The organism is Veillonella sp. CHU110 (genome assembly GCF_003992255.1).
Lineage (GTDB): Bacteria > Bacillota > Negativicutes > Veillonellales > Veillonellaceae > F0422.
The window spans coordinates 23,405-42,941 of record NZ_RQVA01000017.1 but is presented as its reverse complement, the minus strand read 5'-3'; the positions used below and the strand labels follow the sequence as shown (position 1 = coordinate 42,941).

The window sequence follows — 19,537 nt, the reverse complement described above, 5'->3', positions numbered from 1 at the left end:
AAAATCATAAAAAAGTTTCTATGCTAAATGTTGGCACCACTCCTCTAATAGTTGGCATCAACATTTTTATAATAAAATAAACATATATAAATGCTATCATAAAAATGATATATACACTGAAATGATTGACCATCTTCAACAGCAGATATATAATAAAAATACAAATTGGGCTATGAATCCCAAAACTAACTTTATATTATCCTTTGGGATAAAAAAGAAAAAGCGTTCCTGATTGGAGCGCTTTTTTTATTGTTATACAAATTGTCAGCGCACACTCTCAGATAAGGAATGCTTTCAACTTTTTGAAGTCCTACGAAAGTCTAATCACAAAAAAAGGCCTACGCATTAAAGTATTACATTGAACAGCTATTGGAGGTGTGTTATCTAACTTCTTGTCTCTATGAAATATCTACAGCAAACTTAATGCATATTCATCTATATCTAAAAATAAACTACACATCATATAAAATCACAACTTATGTACTTTATTGAGTTTCACTAACTTTACAGGAGCATATACTTGTCGTAAATTTTTATCAATAACAATCCATACACCATTTGACTCATATAATCTGAAAGCAGAATTTATCTCTTGCTTTTTTAGATTAAATTCTATAAGTCTTAGTACTCTTATAATATTATTATATGTTAGAACATCAATAGTAGACTCTCCACTACATACTAATCCCATTGCCTTCTTTACAAGTACTGGCAGTTTTTTCCGTATTTTTTTTATCATATACTTCTTCAAATGAAGTTATATGACTTTTTCGTAATTTTCTTTTCTGTACTTCAGCAAAAGATATATCTAATTCCCCATCTTTTATTATTCCTAGCATTTCAGGCCATGTATCATATATTCTTTGCAACAGTTCCTTCTTAGTCCATGGAGAAGGTTTATGGTCGTATACGCCTAATACTCTAATCTCTGTTTCTGTATTAATTAAAAACAATAACTCTCCAGTCCGTTCAATAAAACGAGGATCTTTTTTATCTTTCCGTTTACCTAAATGTATATGCAATATATTCCAATCGTTGAACAGTAAATCGCCAAGATTATTCAAGTTAACACCTTGTTTAGATAAATAAGGAATTATATTTCCACCAGCAACTAGATAATCAAGTATATGATGAACTCGTTTTTTATAGTTTTTAGGTATTCTAATCCCTTTTGCAAAAGAAATTTTCTTTTTATTCCCTAATCCTATCTTCCTATTAAAACTTAAGATTCTAATAATAGTTTCGTCACTATCAAAATCAAAAAATATAAGTCCCTGTTTACGACCATGCTCAAGGAGCTTTTCTTTAAAGCCTCTAATTAAACCCATAGCTCACCTTTACTATTTCTTCGCCGATAAACTAACAGGTTATTACCATAATACAATAATTCAACATATAGCGCTTTTATATATTAATCATTTAGTTAATGTACTAGAACTTTTACTTTCAATAAACTTTCTCATCATCTCAATCGAAGTCCCTAATTCATCTCTAGTAAATCTTATATTTAATTTATTTTCAGGATGATGGATTTGATGTCTAATATATTCTGTCAATATTAATTGTGAATCTATTATATCCCTATTTTTGCTCTGTTTCTTATAGGCCATTGTCTTTTTTCCTGACTTATAATCATTTAACCATTTTCTAAACTCAATATATCCATATAGTTCGTTATGATATTCTTCAGTCACTTCTCCGAAAGCTACATAATTTACCTCATTCAAGGACGGATATTTTAACTTGCCTGGCTCAACAGGTTCGATCGTTTTTATAGCGTCATTATTTTTAATAAGCCGCAGATTAGAATATTCAAGACTTTTTACAATATTCGGACTATGTGTAGTAATTATAATTTGTGTTTTATCAAGTTCTGATAAGTTTTTAAGGGCTTCTATTAATTTAAATTGATTATTCGTATGCTGTGATGTTTCAGGTTCCTCAATTGCATAAATTATATTAGCGTTTTCATTATGAACAGCACGTCTTTCTGCTTCAGCACGGAAAAAGTTTAATAAAATTAACCGTCTAACGCCACTGCCTCTCTTGTTAATTGGTATATTTTCATCCCCTGTAATGGAAACATTTTTAAAAACATCTTGCCATTTTAAATCTTTATCTTTTGGTATTACTGGATTGAGACTATTGGCAATATCTTCATCCATTTCTTTAATTTTACTAAGAGTTCTATCTGAAACTTCTTTAATTTTTTCCCTAATAGTATCTGCAATATCCTTCAACTTTTCTCTCAAAGATTCATCATTAATTATTTGCTTAACAGCTTCTTTTAAAGGATCTTGAACTTCGCTATCTGTATCACTATTTTTCCTATCAGATTGAAATAATGAATATATTGGTAGATAACTAGCTATATTCTCCCATATTCTTTTTGCATCTTCTTTACTAACATCTATTTCACACTCTTCTAATTGCAAATTATCCTGATATTTCTCCCACAAAGCTTTTCGCATTACTGCATTAATATTTAAATTTTCACACTCTATAGACTCTTCATTAATCATTTTCTTAAGTTCAGAATTTTTCTTTAATAATAGTTCGGAGCACTTTATATTTTGTGGATGTTTTGCTTTAATATAAATCTTAGGATTTCCAGAATTAGAATATCTTTTTATGATTTCTAATTGCCCCGCATCATTTAATAAATATTCCGACTCAAAACTAGTCGACACTGAAGTATCAATAATAATACTTTTAGGTAAATCTACAAAGCATACACTTATGGAAACTTCAGTATTGCATTCAGCTAGTCCGCAGTTATTTATATCACTTTTATCAAACTTAACGGCACCTTTACCATCATTAAAAAAAATATCCAATGCTTCCAAAACGGTTGACTTACCAACATCATTTTTCCCAACAATTACCGTCAAATCTTCAAACATAACTTCTATCTCTTTATTATACCCTCTGAAGTTATGTATTTTCATTGATGCTATTTTCATTTTATCTCTACACCCTCCCAACTTATCTTAATGAGGAATATTAAATTTACTCCACACTATTTGTCGACTTCACACAAACTATCCATAAATAATTTCATATATTGAACAGCCCCTGTAGTTACCCGAATATATCCTTGCAAAATATCATATCCCGATGTTTTTACTGAAATCTTCTTATCAGTTAATAGTCGTTGTGCCACAACATTAGCATCTAGATTTGTTTTTATCGTAATATAATTTCCTCCATTATATACATAAGTGTACCCTAATTTCTCTAACTCACTAATTAAATACTGTCTGCCTATTAATTCTTCATTAATGAGATGTTCAAGTAATTCCTTATTATTAATTAACTCATTAGCAAACAATAGTGCAATGGAATTAGTATCAAATGTTGGTCTCGCATTATTAATAAGTTTTATAATTTTTGCTGAAGAAATCGCATAGCCAATTCTACATGCTGCAATTGAAAAAAGCTTAGAAAATGTTCTTAAAACTATGATATGATCGTATGTATTTAGTAGTCCAATTTGTGTATAAGAATAAAAATAATGATATGCTTCATCAATTATTAATAGTGCTCCTACAGCTTTTGTTTTTTCAGCTACCAACAAAAACTCTTCATCCGTATAAGGTCGTCCAACTGGATTATTGGGATTTAAAAGAGATACTATACTTGTCTCTGAAGTAATATTATCTAATAAGCTTTTAATATCTATATCAAAATCTTTTGTTATCTCAATCTTTTTATGTATTAATCCATACATGTTTGCATATACACCATACATTTCAAAGGTAGGAGATACACTAAGAAATTCTGATTCAGGTCGTCCAAATACTTCAAATATATACTTTAAAGCCATCTCTGAACCATCAGTAATTGCAATATTATCAACATCTACTTGATGAAATGCAGCTAAAGACTCCAAGAGTGGCGCTTTATCTGGATATGTAGCAAGAAATTTAGGAGTAATTTTGTTCTTTAATTCATTCATAACATCGAGAGGTAATCCTCCTGGGTTCTCATTCATATCCAATCTTAATAATCCTTTTCTATTACATTCCGGATACTTTCTCTCCAATTTATCAATTAATTGATTGATATACATTTTATTTTCTCCTAAAATCACCCTGAATAAAAGCGCTAAAATTTATTTAGACAATAATAGTAACATTATGCTCATTTGTATATGCTTCTAAAACTTTTACTTCTTCCAAAATATCACTATGGCTCATTAAAAAACTTTCAACACCATCATTAATACATTTTTGGAATTCTATTAGCTCATAACGTAAACCTTCACCTTCAAACTTATAAAAATACTTTTGATTCTTATTGGCATCTTCAAATCTGAGCTCAAAATATTCTGTTTTCCACCATGGAGCTGGAACATATATATACCCTTTTGATCCCGAAACAACCATATCTCCCTCTGCTTTTGCATTAATAGCAATGGTTGCTGAACCCATTGAGTCTTCATAGATTAAATTAATCTTTGATAATATATCTACTCCATTTTGTTTATAGCTAATAAAATCCAATTTTTTATAATTAAATCCTAAAAGTTTAAATATTGCTAGTAATGGATATGCCCCTAATGACAATACACTACCCCCGGCTATTCTTATTTGATTGCTCAGTTCCTCTCCTAAGACTTGAGTAAAATTAGCTTCAACATTTAAAAGTTTACCAATCTGTCCACTTTTAGCTATAGCTATCATCTTAGTAAATGCAGGTGCATATGCGGTTTTTAGCCCCTCCATTAAAATAAGATTATTATCTTTCGCCTTATTTAATAGCTCTTTAGTTTTAATAACACTAGTACTAAACGGGAACTCAGTTAAAACATGTCGTTTACCTTCTAATACTTTATCTATAATCAAATCTCGTTCAGATAAGGGTAAATTAATGTATATTGCATCAGTACTATCAATTAATGCTTCTATTGAATCATACTGTTTCAATGAATTAAATTTTTTAGATCTATATTCTGAGTCAGAACCTTTTACATCAGTAAATGCTCCAACTACTTCTATACCCGTAACAAATGTGCACTCATCTAAAAGTCTATCTAAAATCTTCTCGTTTCCAATAATCCCCAATTTTAAAGTATTAGAGTTCCTAATTTGCGTACTCGAAATTCCATCAGTTCTAGGTAAATAGTGTACTTCACAGTACTCTTGTAAATAATCGAAATAACCCTTCCAGTCCGACCCTACTGTAAAAATATCAATATTAAATTTTCTAATATCATCAATTTTTTGCCCAAAATATTCTTCTACAATAATCTCATCAGCAAAACCAGTAGCACGAACATTTTCAATTCTTTGCATAAGTGATTCTCTAACATTAAACTTACCTCTTAATCTATCAAAGTAATCAGAAGTAACTCCTACAATTAAATAATCACCTAATGATTTTGCATTTTTTAATAAATTATAATGTCCCTCATGGAATAAATCATATGTACCATATGTAATTACTTTTTTCATTTTTTTCTCCAATAAGCCTCGACATCATGACCTATACGTTTTTCTTCAGGGGGTAATATCATATATTCTCCGTACATAGTTTCTAACATATCATGATGTGATTTAATAATTGGAAAACTATAACCTTCAAATAGTATCTCTTCAAACTCTTCAAACCATTTATATTTAAAAATAGATGGATTATAATCTCTTTTTTTCTGATAATCTTGAGTAATAGATACTAGTGATGTCAACTGCTGATTATAACGATTCTTATGATTCATTAGTTTATTCGCAATCATATCTAACGAAGGCACAGATAAATTATGCTTTCTTACAAAATGATTCCACTTCTTAAAATGCCGTTGAAAATGTTGAATCCATTTCCAATAAAATAAGATTTCTTTAAAATACTTTCGTTGTTCTGTCTTTTCACTTGGAATATGATCTAATACAAATATATCTATATAAACTCCGTATTCAATTGATTTCCGCTTTCCAAAGTGTTCATAAAGTATTGTATCGGTATCGAAAAATTTTGCGCAAAAAGCCATAAAGTAATTTTCTTCGTCCATTTCTGCCCACAATTTAAAATGTTCTGAATAACTTTGTATATGTTCTTTCCATAATTTTTCAAACTTATTATATTCTGGCCGGAGCATAATAACATCAATATCATCATCCCAAGGTATAAATCCACTATGCCGCACAGCACCTAATGCAGTTCCACATCCAAGTGAATATTTAATATCATGCTGTTTACAAAAAGTATCGAACTTCAATAGTATTTTTAGTAGAATCTTCTTAAATTCAGATTCTGTCAACTTTTCATTCATCATAACTCTTACCTGTAACATTCTCTTTCAATATAACTTAAAAAATACTTTAAAACTTAATTAATTTTATATCAAGTTTACAGTTTATATTCAACAACATATTATACATAGTGTAGAACTATGAGACAGTATAAAATATTTTGTGAAAACATGTTTAGTTAGTATAAAAAAAAGAACCGAACTTCTTTAAGATTTAAGTGTCAAATAAAAATCACAGAAAGATGGTTCAGTTCTCATGACTAATACTAACACAAATTTATTAAATGTACTACCAGTAAATGATCTTATTAATGAAGCAATCCATATTGATATTGTGATATCACCTATCTTTCAGTACGTAGAGATACGGCACAAAAGAAGTATTACATGTATTAATAAGGAGTACTAAGGCTGGCAACAAGAAGTTATCGATTATACCTTGTTTCCAAGTGAAAGTATATCTGACTATGAATCTCTGTTAACGTCGATGAAAGAACGCGGTGTAAAAAAGGTACACCTCTTTGTTTCCGATGGCTTTAAAGATTTAGCTGAAATATGTCAAAATATCTTCTCTACTAGCCTTTACCAACGGTGCTGGGTATTATATCTCACGCGCAATGTCAAAGGGTGCGTTAGAAAGCAGGATATTAAGGATATTTTGGATGATTTAAAACCTATTTACTCTAGTACAACCGAAGAAGCTGCTACAAACGCATTAGTGTCCTTCTTAGAAACCTAGGCGGGAAAATATCCTAGATTACGTGAGATGTTGTCAGATGTAATAAACTTATTTACCTTTTTACAGTTTCCTGAAAGCATCCAACGTAGTCTTTACAGTATCAATATTATCGAAAACTTCAATAAGCATTTAAAGCGTTATACAAACCAAAAGGAACAATTCCCTACAGAAGATTCTCTTGATCGATTTGTCTATGCACGAGTAAGTGAATATAACGGTCGACATCTCGAAAGAATACATAGAGAATTTGCTCACTTGCTTTCATCTCTTTAATTGCTTAGAGCATTTATTTCTTAAAAGAGTTTACACAAAATTCTTGACAGTACCTAACAGACTATTTCATGAGTTATCTCTATCATCATGTAATAACTATTAATATTCTAAGGTCTCAAATGGCTTATGTAGCGCCTTTGATAATCGTTTAATCTGCAAATTAATTTTACCTGTTAATGGTAATTTTTTATACAGCTCTTTATATGCCTTGTTTTTTAACTCAGTCCGATTGTCAGCATCAAACCGTCCATCTCCAATACCTGATTCTATTTCCATAGACTGCTCAACCAAATCTTGATTTAAGCAATATAGCTCTACATCAGCTAACCAATAATAAAATTTAAACGCATCAATTTCAAAACGTACTGGTGTTTGCATGGATAAAATAACTTCTGCTGCCGACCGATTTAATATGTAGGCATGTGTACAAAATTGATTCCTACTTGAATACACTGAAATATTAGTATCTGCATTCCATACTTTTTTATTATGCCACCGACTTTTTTGCAATACCAATACAGTTGGTTCGCTTTTTTGTTTCACATATTCCATCAATGATTCTAGTGCTTCAAGAGTACACTCTTTAGAAAATATAATATCATCTTCGAATATTAGTATACTTTTTTGATCCGTATTCAAAAATTCTTCATACACTTTTTTATGACTCAACGCACAACCTATTTCACCTTTTGATAAAAATGTATTTGGAATAGCTTGAGCATACACTTCTTCATCTGGCATGCGTGTTGCCATAATGGCATCTGTAAAATGAGGGCTCATAATTCCTATCTTTTTACATTCTGCTAATACTAAGTTTCTTCTTTCTGTATTATCTTTATCTGAAATAATCGTGTGATATAACAATCGTCTCACCTCTTTATAATTTTTATATTCTATTTTTCAGTATTTTTTCAGCCTCAATTAAATCATCCCAAGTATCAATGTCCACTGAGTGATCTCGATTCATAATATAAGGGATTGGATTATCGTTAAAACTTAGGTCTTCAGTCACTTCTTCTACTCTATTGATATAAATAGCCCCATTTACTTCATAATATGTTGGCATATCTTGTCTTCTGATCGTACTACTTTCATCTATAATTCGATGTAACTTATGGTTATGAATAGTTCGTAGCAAAAACGGAGAAATATCTGCAACATTAATACTGACTACCCCTTCCATCTGATGTTGAAAAAATACTTCAATCGCCACATCAATCTCCTCAGCAGTTCGTAATGGAGATGTAGGTTGTAGTAATATCACTACATCATACTCTTGCCCTCTTGCTTGTAGCCTTTGTATCGCATCTACCACAACAGAGATCGTTTTAGCCTCATCGGATGCAATATGACCATCTCTAATAAAAGGAACCAAAGCTCCATATTGTTCGCTAACTTTTTTAATATCTAAATCATCAGTACTAACAATCACATCATCTATATATGTAGATTGTTTCGCGGCTTCAATCGTGTACCCAATTAATGGTTTCCCACATAGGTTCGTAATATTCTTATGTGGAATCCCCTTACTACCGCCTCGTGCCGGTATTATAGCAACAATTTTCATAGATTCATACATATATTTATTCCTTATAACTTAATTGCTTTTGTAATGGTATTTGCCAGAATTCTTCGCTACCTAAAATATTCATAAAGAGCTCTGCACTATTACCTTGTCCCCAATTGTGGTGTACCGTATAACGACGTGGCAAACTTACTATAGCTTGCAAAATTTCTTTTCTATTATATTCTACATGAGTAATACTGATATCATCTTTAGTATATCGTCCCATTTGGCGTGTGCCTATATCAATTGTAGGTACCCCAAAATACGGTGCCTCTCTAACTCCTGCGCTTGAATTACCTATCATAAAATCAGCATGTTGTAATACAACCAAAAATTCTTCAAATCGTACAGACTTAAAGAATAGAAAGGAATCATCTCCCTCTAATTGCTTATACAATTCCAAAATAATGTGGCTACCATGATCATTATTAGGGTAAATGACAATAAACTTTTTTCCACTCTCTTTACAAGCTTTAAATAATTCTGTTACTTGTTGTTGTAAAAGTCCTACTTCCGTCACAACCGGGTGAAATAGAAGTACTGCATATGAGTCAAAAGGAATCTTTAATGATTCTTTAACTTCATCAATAGTTGCCAATGACTGTCCTATAATAACATCAATGTCAGGAGACCCTATTACCTTAATCCGTTGCGGACTTTCACCCATGGCTAAAAGCAATTCTTCAGCACTTGTATTAGCCACTAAATGAAAGTGAGCAAATCTAGTGATGGCATGACGAATAGATTCATCAATTGTTCCTGTTACCTCGCCACCTTCAATATGAATTACATGCACATTATTAAACGCCCCTACAATAGATCCCATAAGTGCATCACCACGGTCTCCATGAACAACAATACAATCCGGTCTTATTTCTCCCACATAGCGAGTAAAATTAGAAATACTTTTACCTAAATCATCAGACATATTATAGGTAGGCATGTTTTCTCGTGCAATATATATATGGTTATATCCATCTTTCACAACTTCTTTAAAGGTAGATCCATATTCTGTTAATAAATGCATACCGGTCACATACACATGTAACTCAAACTCTATAGATTGTTCGACTGCCATCATTAATGGCTTTAACTTACCATAATCCGCCCGCGTTCCGGTAACAAATATAATTCGTTTCATCGTAATTACTCTATCATATCCCAAGTGAGATGCGTATCACTGGAAATATCTACCTTTGCTGTTTTTCCTAAAATGCTTTCAAAATCTTTGGCTAAAATAGTACCTGTTCCTGGCCGCTTCACCCATAAGTTATCTGTCGTAAATTGCTCTCCCTGTTTTACATTGGCAATTGTCACAACCGTAGCATACGCAAAATCAATAGTCACTTGTTCTTCTTGAATAGGAGCTTTTTTACCACCTAACATAAGAGGTACCTCTTGTGCTGCTCCCAATAGTTCATCCAATGCACTAGGATCCATTGAACAAACAATGTCTGGGCCGACTCGATCCATAGAGTCTGTAAAATGACGTTCTAAAATAACTGCACCTAATGCCATAGCAGCAATACATGCATTATTATTAACAGTATGATCCGATAGTCCGACCGGTATATGGGGGAATGCATCCATCATTTCCTGCATGGCGCCTAAACGCACCCACTCTGGTTTTGTTGGATACAAATTGGTCGTATGCAATAGTGCAAAAGGTACTTGTTCTTCTTCTAAAATAGATACTGTACGTTTAATACTTTCTAAATCATTCATTCCTGTGGATACAATCATAGGCTTGCCAAACTTGGCAATATGTCGAATCAAAGGAAGATTGTTCATTTCCCCAGAACCAATTTTATAGGCTTTCACACCAAAGCTTTCCAAGCGTTCCGCCGCTGCACGAGAAAATGGCGTACTAATAAATTCCATTCCCAATGATTCTGTATATTTCATCAATTCATACTCATCAGATTCACTTAACGCTGCATTTTCCATGATTTCATAAATCGATACATCTGCATTACCTGGAATTACTTTTTTAGCAGCAGAGCTCATTTCATCTTCTACAATATGTGTTTGATGCTTTACAATTCTAGCACCACTTGTATATGCGGCATAGACCATTTCTTTAGCTATGGATAAGCTGCCATTATGGTTAATCCCTATCTCGGGAATAACTAGTGGTCTACATCCACGACCTACTTCAATATGACCGATACTAAACTTCATGTTGGATTATCCTTTCTAACTCTTCTAAGGAATAGACAGGAATTACCTTTCCTGCTTTCACTAGCCGATCAAAAAATATTAATAAATCATTATCAAGAGCATCCGTATATCCAGATTCGATTAACTCTTTAACTACAATAGGATATAAATAATAATTTGTTATATCGTATGAATTACCTAGTACAAAGCTAGCTGTTAAGACACTGGAAAACAAAGAATATTGAACTACCTTCGTATGGGGGTGATGTAGCAAGTATAATTCCCACGGGTAATCCCATTGTATTGTGTTTTTGTTTAATACTCTTTCTTTCTCTCTCGGATGAAACTTTCTATATAGGGAAAGTACAGTTTTATGTATTTTTTCTATGATATCTTTTTGATATTTTTTGTGCGCATCCAACACATATTCCCAATTCGAGTGGGATTGACGAATCTTAAAAATTCTCCGCAATTTAGCTTTTACAGATAATGCATGTTCAAACGGTTGTGAAAAAAATACATGCATTGTATCATCATCGGATAGCAACACTTCATTTGCATTAACTTCGAAAACCTTATTCAATTGTTCTAATAGTACGGTGTTCTCTATCTGTATTTTAGGAATTTCCTTGATAATAAATCTTGCATCACCATAGAAGTTCGCCAGCCTAGGTTCATACAAATATATATTCTGCCACTTGCAACACCGATAACACTCTTCAATAAATCGAGTTAAATAACACATACTCCCTTCATCAAAGATAGATATAACTGATTTCGATTGCATTAATTGTTCTTGATAATTCCACAAAAAAATATTGTTTGTAATAAAAATTTCAGTATATCTTTGCAACAATAGTTCCTGATTACCTCTAGAAGGTACTACTTTCACTTCCCCTAGTATTTCAAGTTGACTTAACCTATTAGCATATATTTTTGCCTTAGGTAAATGATCTTCTAAACAAATCATATCTGCTTTTAGATTATAACAATTGATAATATGTAGTGCTGTCACAATTTGCATCGGCGTTGCTAATACAAAAAGTACCTTTTTATCGAGCCTATTCATGAGATATTTACACCTTCTAGAACTTTTCACGTTTAAAACAACTTATAAAATAGCCTTAATTAACTTCTCGTGACTATATAATTCATTCGCTTTTTCTAATTCTAGTCTTGTCTCATCTTTTCTTGCACTTAATAGCTCCACAAGTTCCGTCATAGCAGATATAATATCGGACTCCTCTAAGGATTGGATTCTAACTCCTATTTTAAATTGTTCGAATACCTCTGGATTTAATTCTTGCGATGCTAGCACTGGTTTATAAAAGCCAATGGCTGTAAACAACATAGCCCCCCAGTTATAGCGATACCTTTCCGCTGCATAAGGCATAGCGATAGCATCTACAGATAGTAATGCCTCTTCCCAATCCTTTCCAATCAAATTTTCATGACGGAACGTAATATTGTGAATCCGTTGATACTTTGCTATTAATTCCTGAAATACAGCGGTATCCTCTGGAGTAGGAGTAGAACCTTGTACAACTAGTTCAACAGGTACCGAAAACTGCGCTTTTGTAAAAGCTTGTAAAAAGGGCTCTAACTGTTTTTCCTTTCTAAATTGTCCAAAGAATCCTATACGAATAAGTCCTGGCTTTCTAGTTACATAGTCTACATCATAATAAACAGGTGCAAATACTGGTGGTACTATGACATCTACATTTTGTAATCCTACATCACTGATATCATCGCGCAAACTAATAATGTGTAGATGAATATTTCCATATTGTTCTACACGGCGAGCTTGTTTCACAAAGTTTTCTTTTTCATCTGGTCGCATGCCATGGAATACAATATGTACTGGTACTGGAGAATTTTTAAGTTCACTGCGCAACAAAGAGCGTACATACCGATACGTAGCTGTTGGTATAATAATGGCGTCACATATACCTGACTTTGCTAATTCACAAGCATGGGTAAACCATTTTACACGTCGTTTTTCACGTTGCAAGGATCGCCATAGTTTTTGATACCAATTAGCATCTGCGTAAGTGACAACAGGGCCCCCCGATAATTCATGAACAGGTGCGCCATAATCTACTTTAAATGGAAAACCCTTTGGCACAAAAAACATAGGCTCATGCCCTTGCCGTTTCATTTCATTTACAAGGATTCTATCAAATTCAACTTCATGCCCTGCTGGCATAATAATACTCTCTAATATAGCAACTCGCATGAGGACTCCTTTAATCTATGTCTGCGAAATTTATATATAATTTCTAATTAATCTGATTATAATTCTCCATTAGATTTATATAAATGATACAATTTCACATACTTCATCATCGTATAAAAGTAATGATTTACCGAAAGCACCCAGCCCATTTTTCCATCTAAAAAACCACCTTGTAATAGATACATTTTAAGAAATGCCCATAAAGGTCTAATTAAAATATCTTTGACAAAAAATACGGATTTGTTAGATGTACGATAGGCTTCTGCTGCCACAGTAGTATAAGAATTAAACTTATTAAAATACTGTTCCCACGTATCGTATGTGTAATGATACATAGAGCCCTGCAATAGTTTCTCCGGGTAAATACTATCAATCGTTTCATGAACGGCACCGGTTACAGTAACCCCATCCCTCGGCATTAAGCGTAAAACTCGATCTGGACGCAATACACCATGTGTAGCGCGATTATGATGAAATACATTTTCACGTTGTATGGTAAAGGACTGTTTTACACCTGTATCAATCACATATCGTATCTCTTGAGCTAATTCTGATGAAATCCTTTCATCTGCATCAACAAACAAAATCCAATCACACGTTGCCTGACTTATGGCAAACATTCGTTGTTGTGCCCAGTCTTGTGCTAATGCATGTTGGACCACCTTCGCCCCTAACTCTTCTGCTATAGCAACAGTTTGATCGGTACTCCCATCATCAATAACTATTACCTCATTAGCAATCGGCAAACAGCTTTCAATGCAATCCCGAATATGCTTTTCTTCATTTCTCGTTAAAATTAATACACTAACTGTACTCATTAAACTCCTCATCTTCATCCTATACAAGAAAGACTATCGCCTTAAGCGATAGTCTTTTATTCTTATTCTATTGTATCAAGATATAGAATACCATTCAACTAAGATTTACTGATACTGTCGAACAATTGCTCCCGTCACTTCTTTATAAGCCTTCTGCAATTGAGTTACACGGTCTATTGCATAGTCGGTGATTGGTTTTCCATCCAGCGTCTCAACACGTTGATCTCTAAAGAAACCAATACAATTTTCATCAATCCAGTGATATGGCGTCACTATAATACCTTGCTTTTCTAATAAAGATGGCATCAAACTAAAATATTCATAACCTTTTGGTCCAATTAATTCCATAATTGTTGGTAATATATTCATGTGACAACCATGTGTGCTATGACAAAACATATCCTTATCTAATTCTTTATGATGCATATAAAAAGCAGTACTTATATCTTCCCGCAACGTATGCACTCTATCAGAGTTTGCCCATGGTGTAGGCAATCTACTCGTATGGTCCCCTGTGACAATAATTAAGCTATCTTCGTATGTATGCTGTAAATACTCTACAAAATGATTTAGATAATAATCACAGTATGCATAGGTCCCAATATCAGCTACATAACTTTGCAGGTGCTTTGGCAATTGTGTTTGTAATGTATCTTTTGAAAAACCATATTTCTCAATAGGAATCTTAAATGGCCCATGATTCGATGTTGTATAGATACAATGAAACTCGTATGGGTGGGCTTCGCCTACTTCTAATTGCTTTTGTACTCCTTCAAAGAAAAGATGATCATAAACACCTAGCCACGTTGCAGGACTCCCTTTAGGTGTAATATCAAATCCCGAATATAACTCATGAAAGCCAGCTGCTTTGCCAAATGGTCCTAAGCTAGCCCAAGATAGTGAACCTCCATACCACAACGAACAATGGTATCCTATCCCTGCCAATTGTTTTGGTAATGATGTTGGTAAAGCATGTCGCCAAAAGTAGGATCTTTCATTTAATTCTAAATCTACATCGTAGATACCGTTAAATAAAGAACTAATAGAAGGCTGCGATATCAAACCTCCTGCTAAAAAATTATCGATACAAACTGTATGTTCCTGCTGTCGTATCTTTCTTCCCGCTTCCGCAATTGGAATCCCCTCATACGCAGCATCGAAGGCAAATTGACTGTAACTTTCCTCAATAATCAAAAAGATTCGTTTTGGTTTTTGAATCTGCGCCCCTTTAGTAGTCCTTCTCATAGAGTTCCAAATCGATTGTACCAAGTCAGTCTCAACTTTCATAATTGGTGAAAGCAACGTCTTAGATTCCTCGTCCGTATGCTCTAGAATTTCCTGTGGATGCATGCGCCACGCTAATTTAAAAGCTACCAGATCACTAATGCATGCTTTAGCAAAGAATCTATCTTCCTTAACAACTTCAGGGACTGTATCCCATTCAGGCTTTTTATCATGACGCAGCGTACCACCATACCGCATCCAATAAAAGAAAACCACCGTAGCTATAGTAATCACTACATTGATAACTACATACAGCCACATTTCACCTACAGTTGGTGCTGATAGCGTACCTAAACCTAATAACCAAGATACAATTCCATAGGTAATACCTATATAGATTGGTAATGAAAGTAGTATCCACCATCCATGATTTTGATTAAAGAAAATATCTAATAAATTTCTCTTATCTGCATTCTTCCCTAACCTTAAGTTGGAATTATATGTATCCTTATAATGATAATAGAAAATTAACTTTCCTAAAAATGCCACATACAGAAGGAATAGATACATAACTCCAAATACAGCTCGGATACTATCTCCATAGATTATTAACAACTCTAACCATAAGGATGGTAACGTTACGAATACGAACGGCACTAATAATACATACGCATTTAGATCCATTCCCCACCAAAACCCAAAGCGGAAACACTCATACCACCGCTTCTCGGCACCTTTGTATTCCCTATTGGGTGCAAAAAAATAGATAAAACATGCTCTAAAAATAGCCTCTATAATAGGTGCTAACAAAAATATCTTGATATCTTGTTGCAACCCTTGCAAAATACTTAATTCCATCTATACCACTCCACAACTTCCCTCAAGGTATCCCCCAACGTATACTCTGGTTTCCACCCCAAGGTCCGTAATTTTCCACTATTAATGGCATATCGCCTATCATGTCCCAATCGATCGTCTATATAGGTAATTAGCTCATAACTTTTCTCTAAACAGTCCAGTATCCGCTTCACCAGGTCAATATTAGCCACTTCTTCATTGGCACCTATGTTATATACCTCGCCTGGCATCCCCTTCTGGAGAATCGTATCAATACCCCTACAGTGGTCTAGCACATGTATCCAATCTCGCACGTTGAGTCCATCTCCATAGACTGGCAATGGTTCGTCATGTAATGCTTTTTGTATCATTAAGGGAATTAACTTTTCTGGATATTGGTGAGTTCCGTAATTATTGGAACATCTTGATACGGTCATAGGTAGGCCATAGGTCTTGTAATAACTCAATGCCAGAAGGTCCGAAGATGCCTTAGATGATGCATAAGGGCTGGTCGGCTGTAATAGGTCGCTTTCAGTAAAAGCCTCACCTTCGCCTAGTGGCAATGCTCCATACACCTCATCTGTCGACACATGGTGAAAGCGCACTCCACCATGTCGCAAGCATGCATCTAGCAGGACACCTGTGCCCATTACATTGGTCTCTAAAAAGATTTGAGGACCTGCAATACTCCGATCCACATGGGTCTCTGCTGCAAAGTGCACCACTATATCTGGTTTGTGTGTCGAAAAGATAGATTCCACCAACTTCGCATCACAAATCGTTCCAATATACTGCTTCAAACGCTCATCACCGAGCAAATCCTTAATATTCTCTTCATTACCCGCATAGGTTAAGGCATCTAGGCATATAAAGGAATCATTTGGATAGGTATTCATCATGTATCGCAAAAAATGGCTACCTATGAAGCCGCAGCCACCAGTTACTAAAATATTCATAATTTAATCTTCTCATGTATTTTAACTTCATCATAATATATCTTCGTACAATTTGAGATATTTATGTAATCTTTCAAAGAGGTTTTTAGGCATTGCTGTAAGCTTACAGTAATCGTTAAATAAATATGTCTTTAAAAGAAATCGCTCACTTGTGGAACTCTGAAAAACTGTATTTAAAAAGTCAGTAACAAACACTGATTTTAGGTCTTTAGTGTTCAATAATAACAAAATAATTAAAACTACAGAATATAAACCTTTACAAGCTTTTTTATCAATATTCAGAGGTTGTCCCAAATCTGCTGTCAAATAAATTAACCCTGGTAATGCCTGATATAACTGCTTGGGTTGAATAGATTTTTTTAGTCTAAATTCAGTAAAACTTAAATTATGAGCAGCTAAGTTACGATAAATTCTGATATTATTCAATCCATTACGAAGAATTTCTACTTTTTGATCATACTTTATAGCATTAGCGTTATTAAACAATAAATCTATAACCATTTCTTTCTGCTCTTTTTTTAGAACATTATATAAATTTATTGAATCCCCAAAGGATATGTTTTTAAATAAAATCCAAGGTGGTACATGATTATGCATCTCTACATAATAGTTAGTAGGTTGATATCCGCCTTTTTCATCCATCAATATAGGCAAAACTTCTGATAAAACATTCTCTTTAAAAGCAGTTCCTGCACTATATACTTGATAGTTATTAGGATCCAAATATTTATTTGCATCCACACCAAATGATGATGCAATAGTATAAGCCATTACATTTTTAAAAAGATTCTCTATAAACAAGCTATACTTCAAGATAAATGCTTGCACACTCTTATCTAACAAATGTAATTCATATAAATATTCAATAGTTATTTCACTTAAATTAATCGAATCTTTTTTTAAGGTATTCTTAAAACTACCAATTAGATCATTATATGAAACAGATATAAGCGCATGTTTAGCAAACTCATAATCATCAATTACAACACCATACTTATTTTGCAAAATATCTATTTGTTCATCATATGTTTTAAAGGGTTTATCATATTTCATATGTCCCTCCCACACAAAAAAGAAACCCGCTACTATAAGTAGCGGGCACGGTGGTATGTTCTAAGACAATACCGTTTTACTACTTATTTTATAGCATAAATTTGTTATTATTGTCAATACCTTTGTACCCTTATAGTATCTCCATCAACAATTATGAATCAACTTTACATATTCATTAATCTTCTTAATTTCTTATTTTTCATTATACCCCATATCCCACTAACAATCAAAAAACCGCATACCATATCTCACAATGGTATGCGACTCGTTTGTATGTTTCTTATAAAACTGTAATGCTTTTTGGCTACATCAAGGATGGTATCCCTACCTCTGTACACCCTAGGCCATCAGTGATTCGACTAAGTTATGCCGTTCTAAATGTTCCTTGTTTCACCGACACGTTTCCGTCGCCTTCACGCTGGCGCAAGTTACGACGTTCTGCACTTCGGATGACTTGTGCTAAATGTTTTACGAAAAGCTCTTGCACAAATGGGTTTTCCCCCAAGCCTTCGTTCCATATGGACACGCCATAGCCTTGTTGGCCCAACAGTGTCGCAATGGAATCGGAACGATCCCCCCCTAGATAGTCCATCAAATGTGCTGATCCAATCAATGCCAATGGCACCACTAGTACTTCTTGATGATCCAATCGTTCTAACAATGTCAAAGCCTGTTTAAAGTTTGGAAATCCATTGGCTGTGAATACCACAACATTTTGTCCCGCTCCGTACAAGCATTTCAATTGCAACGCACTATATTCCAATTGGTTTTGACCATTCGCCATCAACAATACGCTTTTATTTAATGCACGAATGTTAATATGTTTGATAATCGCTTCAATCGTATCGGAATAATCATCAGCATAGTTCTTCACGCCCAAGGAATTCAATAATGGTTTGCCCACTGTCACGCGCAATCCTCGTTCATGCGCATCTTTCATCACTTCTTTTCGCATTTGCACATAACATTGGTCCCAGACTAGCGCAAATGGTTGGATGAATAATTCTGTCACACCGTTTCTCGCCAAATCTTCTACGGCACCACTCAAAGTGAACACCTTTGTATCATATTTTTCATTCCATTTATCTACTAATGCATCAGACAAAAATACGCGACGCACTTCTATACCTGGATACATCTCGGCAATGCGGCGCTCCATCGCTCCTACTGATGCCTCTACAGCATCTCCATAGATTGATCCAAATGTTGCTAACACAATTCCACGTTGATTCATATATGCCTCCATATTAATTCTTAATCGTTCGGGTTACATAAACACACACTTCTTACTACCTATCATACGTCACCTGTGGGATTATGTCAATGATAATTTTTCTCAATAATATGAAAGTTACCTCATCTGAAAGCAAAAAAAGCTCCATCCTAAGACAGAGCTTTCACAGTTATTTTATAGGGTATATCAA

16 protein-coding genes and 1 pseudogene are annotated in these 19,537 nt (G+C 33.8%); 1 reads left to right on the top strand and 16 read right to left on the bottom strand.

All coding sequences use genetic code 11. From position 1 onward, the window contains the following. Positions 1–674: 674 nt before the first annotated feature. The 5 genes from EO122_RS07270 to EO122_RS07250 all read right to left on the bottom strand — a co-directional run bounded on the left by EO122_RS07270 (position 675) and on the right by EO122_RS07250 (position 6,274). A complete protein-coding gene (locus EO122_RS07270; RefSeq protein ID WP_127010001.1) occupies positions 675–1,328 on the bottom strand; it encodes a hypothetical protein in 654 nt (217 codons plus the stop codon). An 87-nt stretch (positions 1,329–1,415) separates the two neighbouring features. Further along, positions 1,416–2,963 (bottom strand): ATP-binding protein, encoded by a 1,548-nt coding sequence (locus EO122_RS07265; RefSeq protein ID WP_127010000.1) that lies wholly within the window; start codon positions 2,961–2,963, stop codon positions 1,416–1,418. Between the two features lie 56 nt (positions 2,964–3,019). Continuing rightward, a complete protein-coding gene (locus EO122_RS07260; RefSeq protein WP_127009999.1) occupies positions 3,020–4,072 on the bottom strand; it encodes a histidinol-phosphate transaminase in 1,053 nt (350 codons plus the stop codon). A 46-nt stretch (positions 4,073–4,118) separates the two neighbouring features. Further along, complete coding sequence (locus EO122_RS07255; RefSeq protein ID WP_127009998.1) at positions 4,119–5,456, bottom strand: adenylyltransferase/cytidyltransferase family protein; 1,338 nt, start codon at positions 5,454–5,456, stop codon at positions 4,119–4,121. Further along, a complete protein-coding gene (locus EO122_RS07250; protein ID WP_164725988.1) occupies positions 5,453–6,274 on the bottom strand; it encodes a phosphorylcholine transferase LicD in 822 nt (273 codons plus the stop codon). The genes EO122_RS07255 and EO122_RS07250 overlap by 4 nt, the downstream gene beginning before the upstream one ends. A 403-nt stretch (positions 6,275–6,677) precedes the next feature. Between EO122_RS07250 and EO122_RS08355 the strand changes: the two are divergent. Then, a pseudogene (locus EO122_RS08355) lies at positions 6,678–7,262 on the top strand (transposase). Positions 7,263–7,361: 99 nt separating this feature from the next. On the opposite strand, the gene EO122_RS07235 reads toward EO122_RS08355, so the two are convergent. The 11 genes from EO122_RS07235 to EO122_RS07185 form a co-directional block, all read right to left on the bottom strand. After that, positions 7,362–8,135 (bottom strand): glycosyltransferase family 25 protein, encoded by a 774-nt coding sequence (locus tag EO122_RS07235; RefSeq protein ID WP_164725986.1) that lies wholly within the window; start codon positions 8,133–8,135, stop codon positions 7,362–7,364. A 13-nt stretch (positions 8,136–8,148) separates the two neighbouring features. After that, positions 8,149–8,829 (bottom strand): cytidylyltransferase domain-containing protein, encoded by a 681-nt coding sequence (locus EO122_RS07230; protein WP_240632678.1) that lies wholly within the window; start codon positions 8,827–8,829, stop codon positions 8,149–8,151. Positions 8,830–8,845: 16 nt separating this feature from the next. Beyond that, on the bottom strand, positions 8,846–9,970 hold the full coding sequence (neuC, locus tag EO122_RS07225; protein WP_127009992.1) for a UDP-N-acetylglucosamine 2-epimerase: 1,125 nt from the start codon (positions 9,968–9,970) through the stop codon (positions 8,846–8,848). Positions 9,971–9,975: 5 nt separating this feature from the next. Next, a complete protein-coding gene (locus tag EO122_RS07220) occupies positions 9,976–11,010 on the bottom strand; it encodes an N-acetylneuraminate synthase family protein (RefSeq protein ID WP_127009991.1) in 1,035 nt (344 codons plus the stop codon). After that, positions 11,000–12,058, bottom strand: coding sequence for a hypothetical protein (locus EO122_RS07215; protein ID WP_127009990.1), 1,059 nt, complete (start codon positions 12,056–12,058; stop codon positions 11,000–11,002). The genes EO122_RS07220 and EO122_RS07215 overlap by 11 nt, the downstream gene beginning before the upstream one ends. 42 nt (positions 12,059–12,100) lie before the next feature. Beyond that, positions 12,101–13,225 carry a glycosyltransferase gene (locus EO122_RS07210; RefSeq protein ID WP_127009989.1) on the bottom strand — a complete coding sequence of 375 codons (1,125 nt, stop codon included), beginning with the start codon at positions 13,223–13,225 and terminating at the stop codon, positions 12,101–12,103. Positions 13,226–13,281: 56 nt separating this feature from the next. Beyond that, the gene (locus tag EO122_RS07205) at positions 13,282–14,043 is read right to left on the bottom strand and encodes a glycosyltransferase family 2 protein (RefSeq protein ID WP_127009988.1); all 762 of its coding nucleotides are present in this window, start codon (positions 14,041–14,043) and stop codon (positions 13,282–13,284) included. Positions 14,044–14,148: 105 nt separating this feature from the next. Then, positions 14,149–16,125, bottom strand: a complete 1,977-nt coding sequence (locus EO122_RS07200; RefSeq protein ID WP_206168521.1) for an LTA synthase family protein — start codon at positions 16,123–16,125, stop codon at positions 14,149–14,151. Then, entirely contained in the window at positions 16,116–17,060 is a 945-nt protein-coding gene (rfbB, locus tag EO122_RS07195) for a dTDP-glucose 4,6-dehydratase (protein WP_206168520.1), read from the bottom strand. Before rfbB ends, EO122_RS07200 begins: the two co-directional genes overlap by 10 nt. Positions 17,061–17,090: 30 nt before the next feature. Then, a complete protein-coding gene (locus EO122_RS07190; RefSeq protein ID WP_127009986.1) occupies positions 17,091–18,113 on the bottom strand; it encodes an Abi family protein in 1,023 nt (340 codons plus the stop codon). 364 nt (positions 18,114–18,477) lie between these two features. Further along, positions 18,478–19,347, bottom strand: a complete 870-nt coding sequence (locus tag EO122_RS07185; protein ID WP_240632677.1) for a sirohydrochlorin cobaltochelatase — start codon at positions 19,345–19,347, stop codon at positions 18,478–18,480. Positions 19,348–19,537 lie beyond the last annotated feature (190 nt).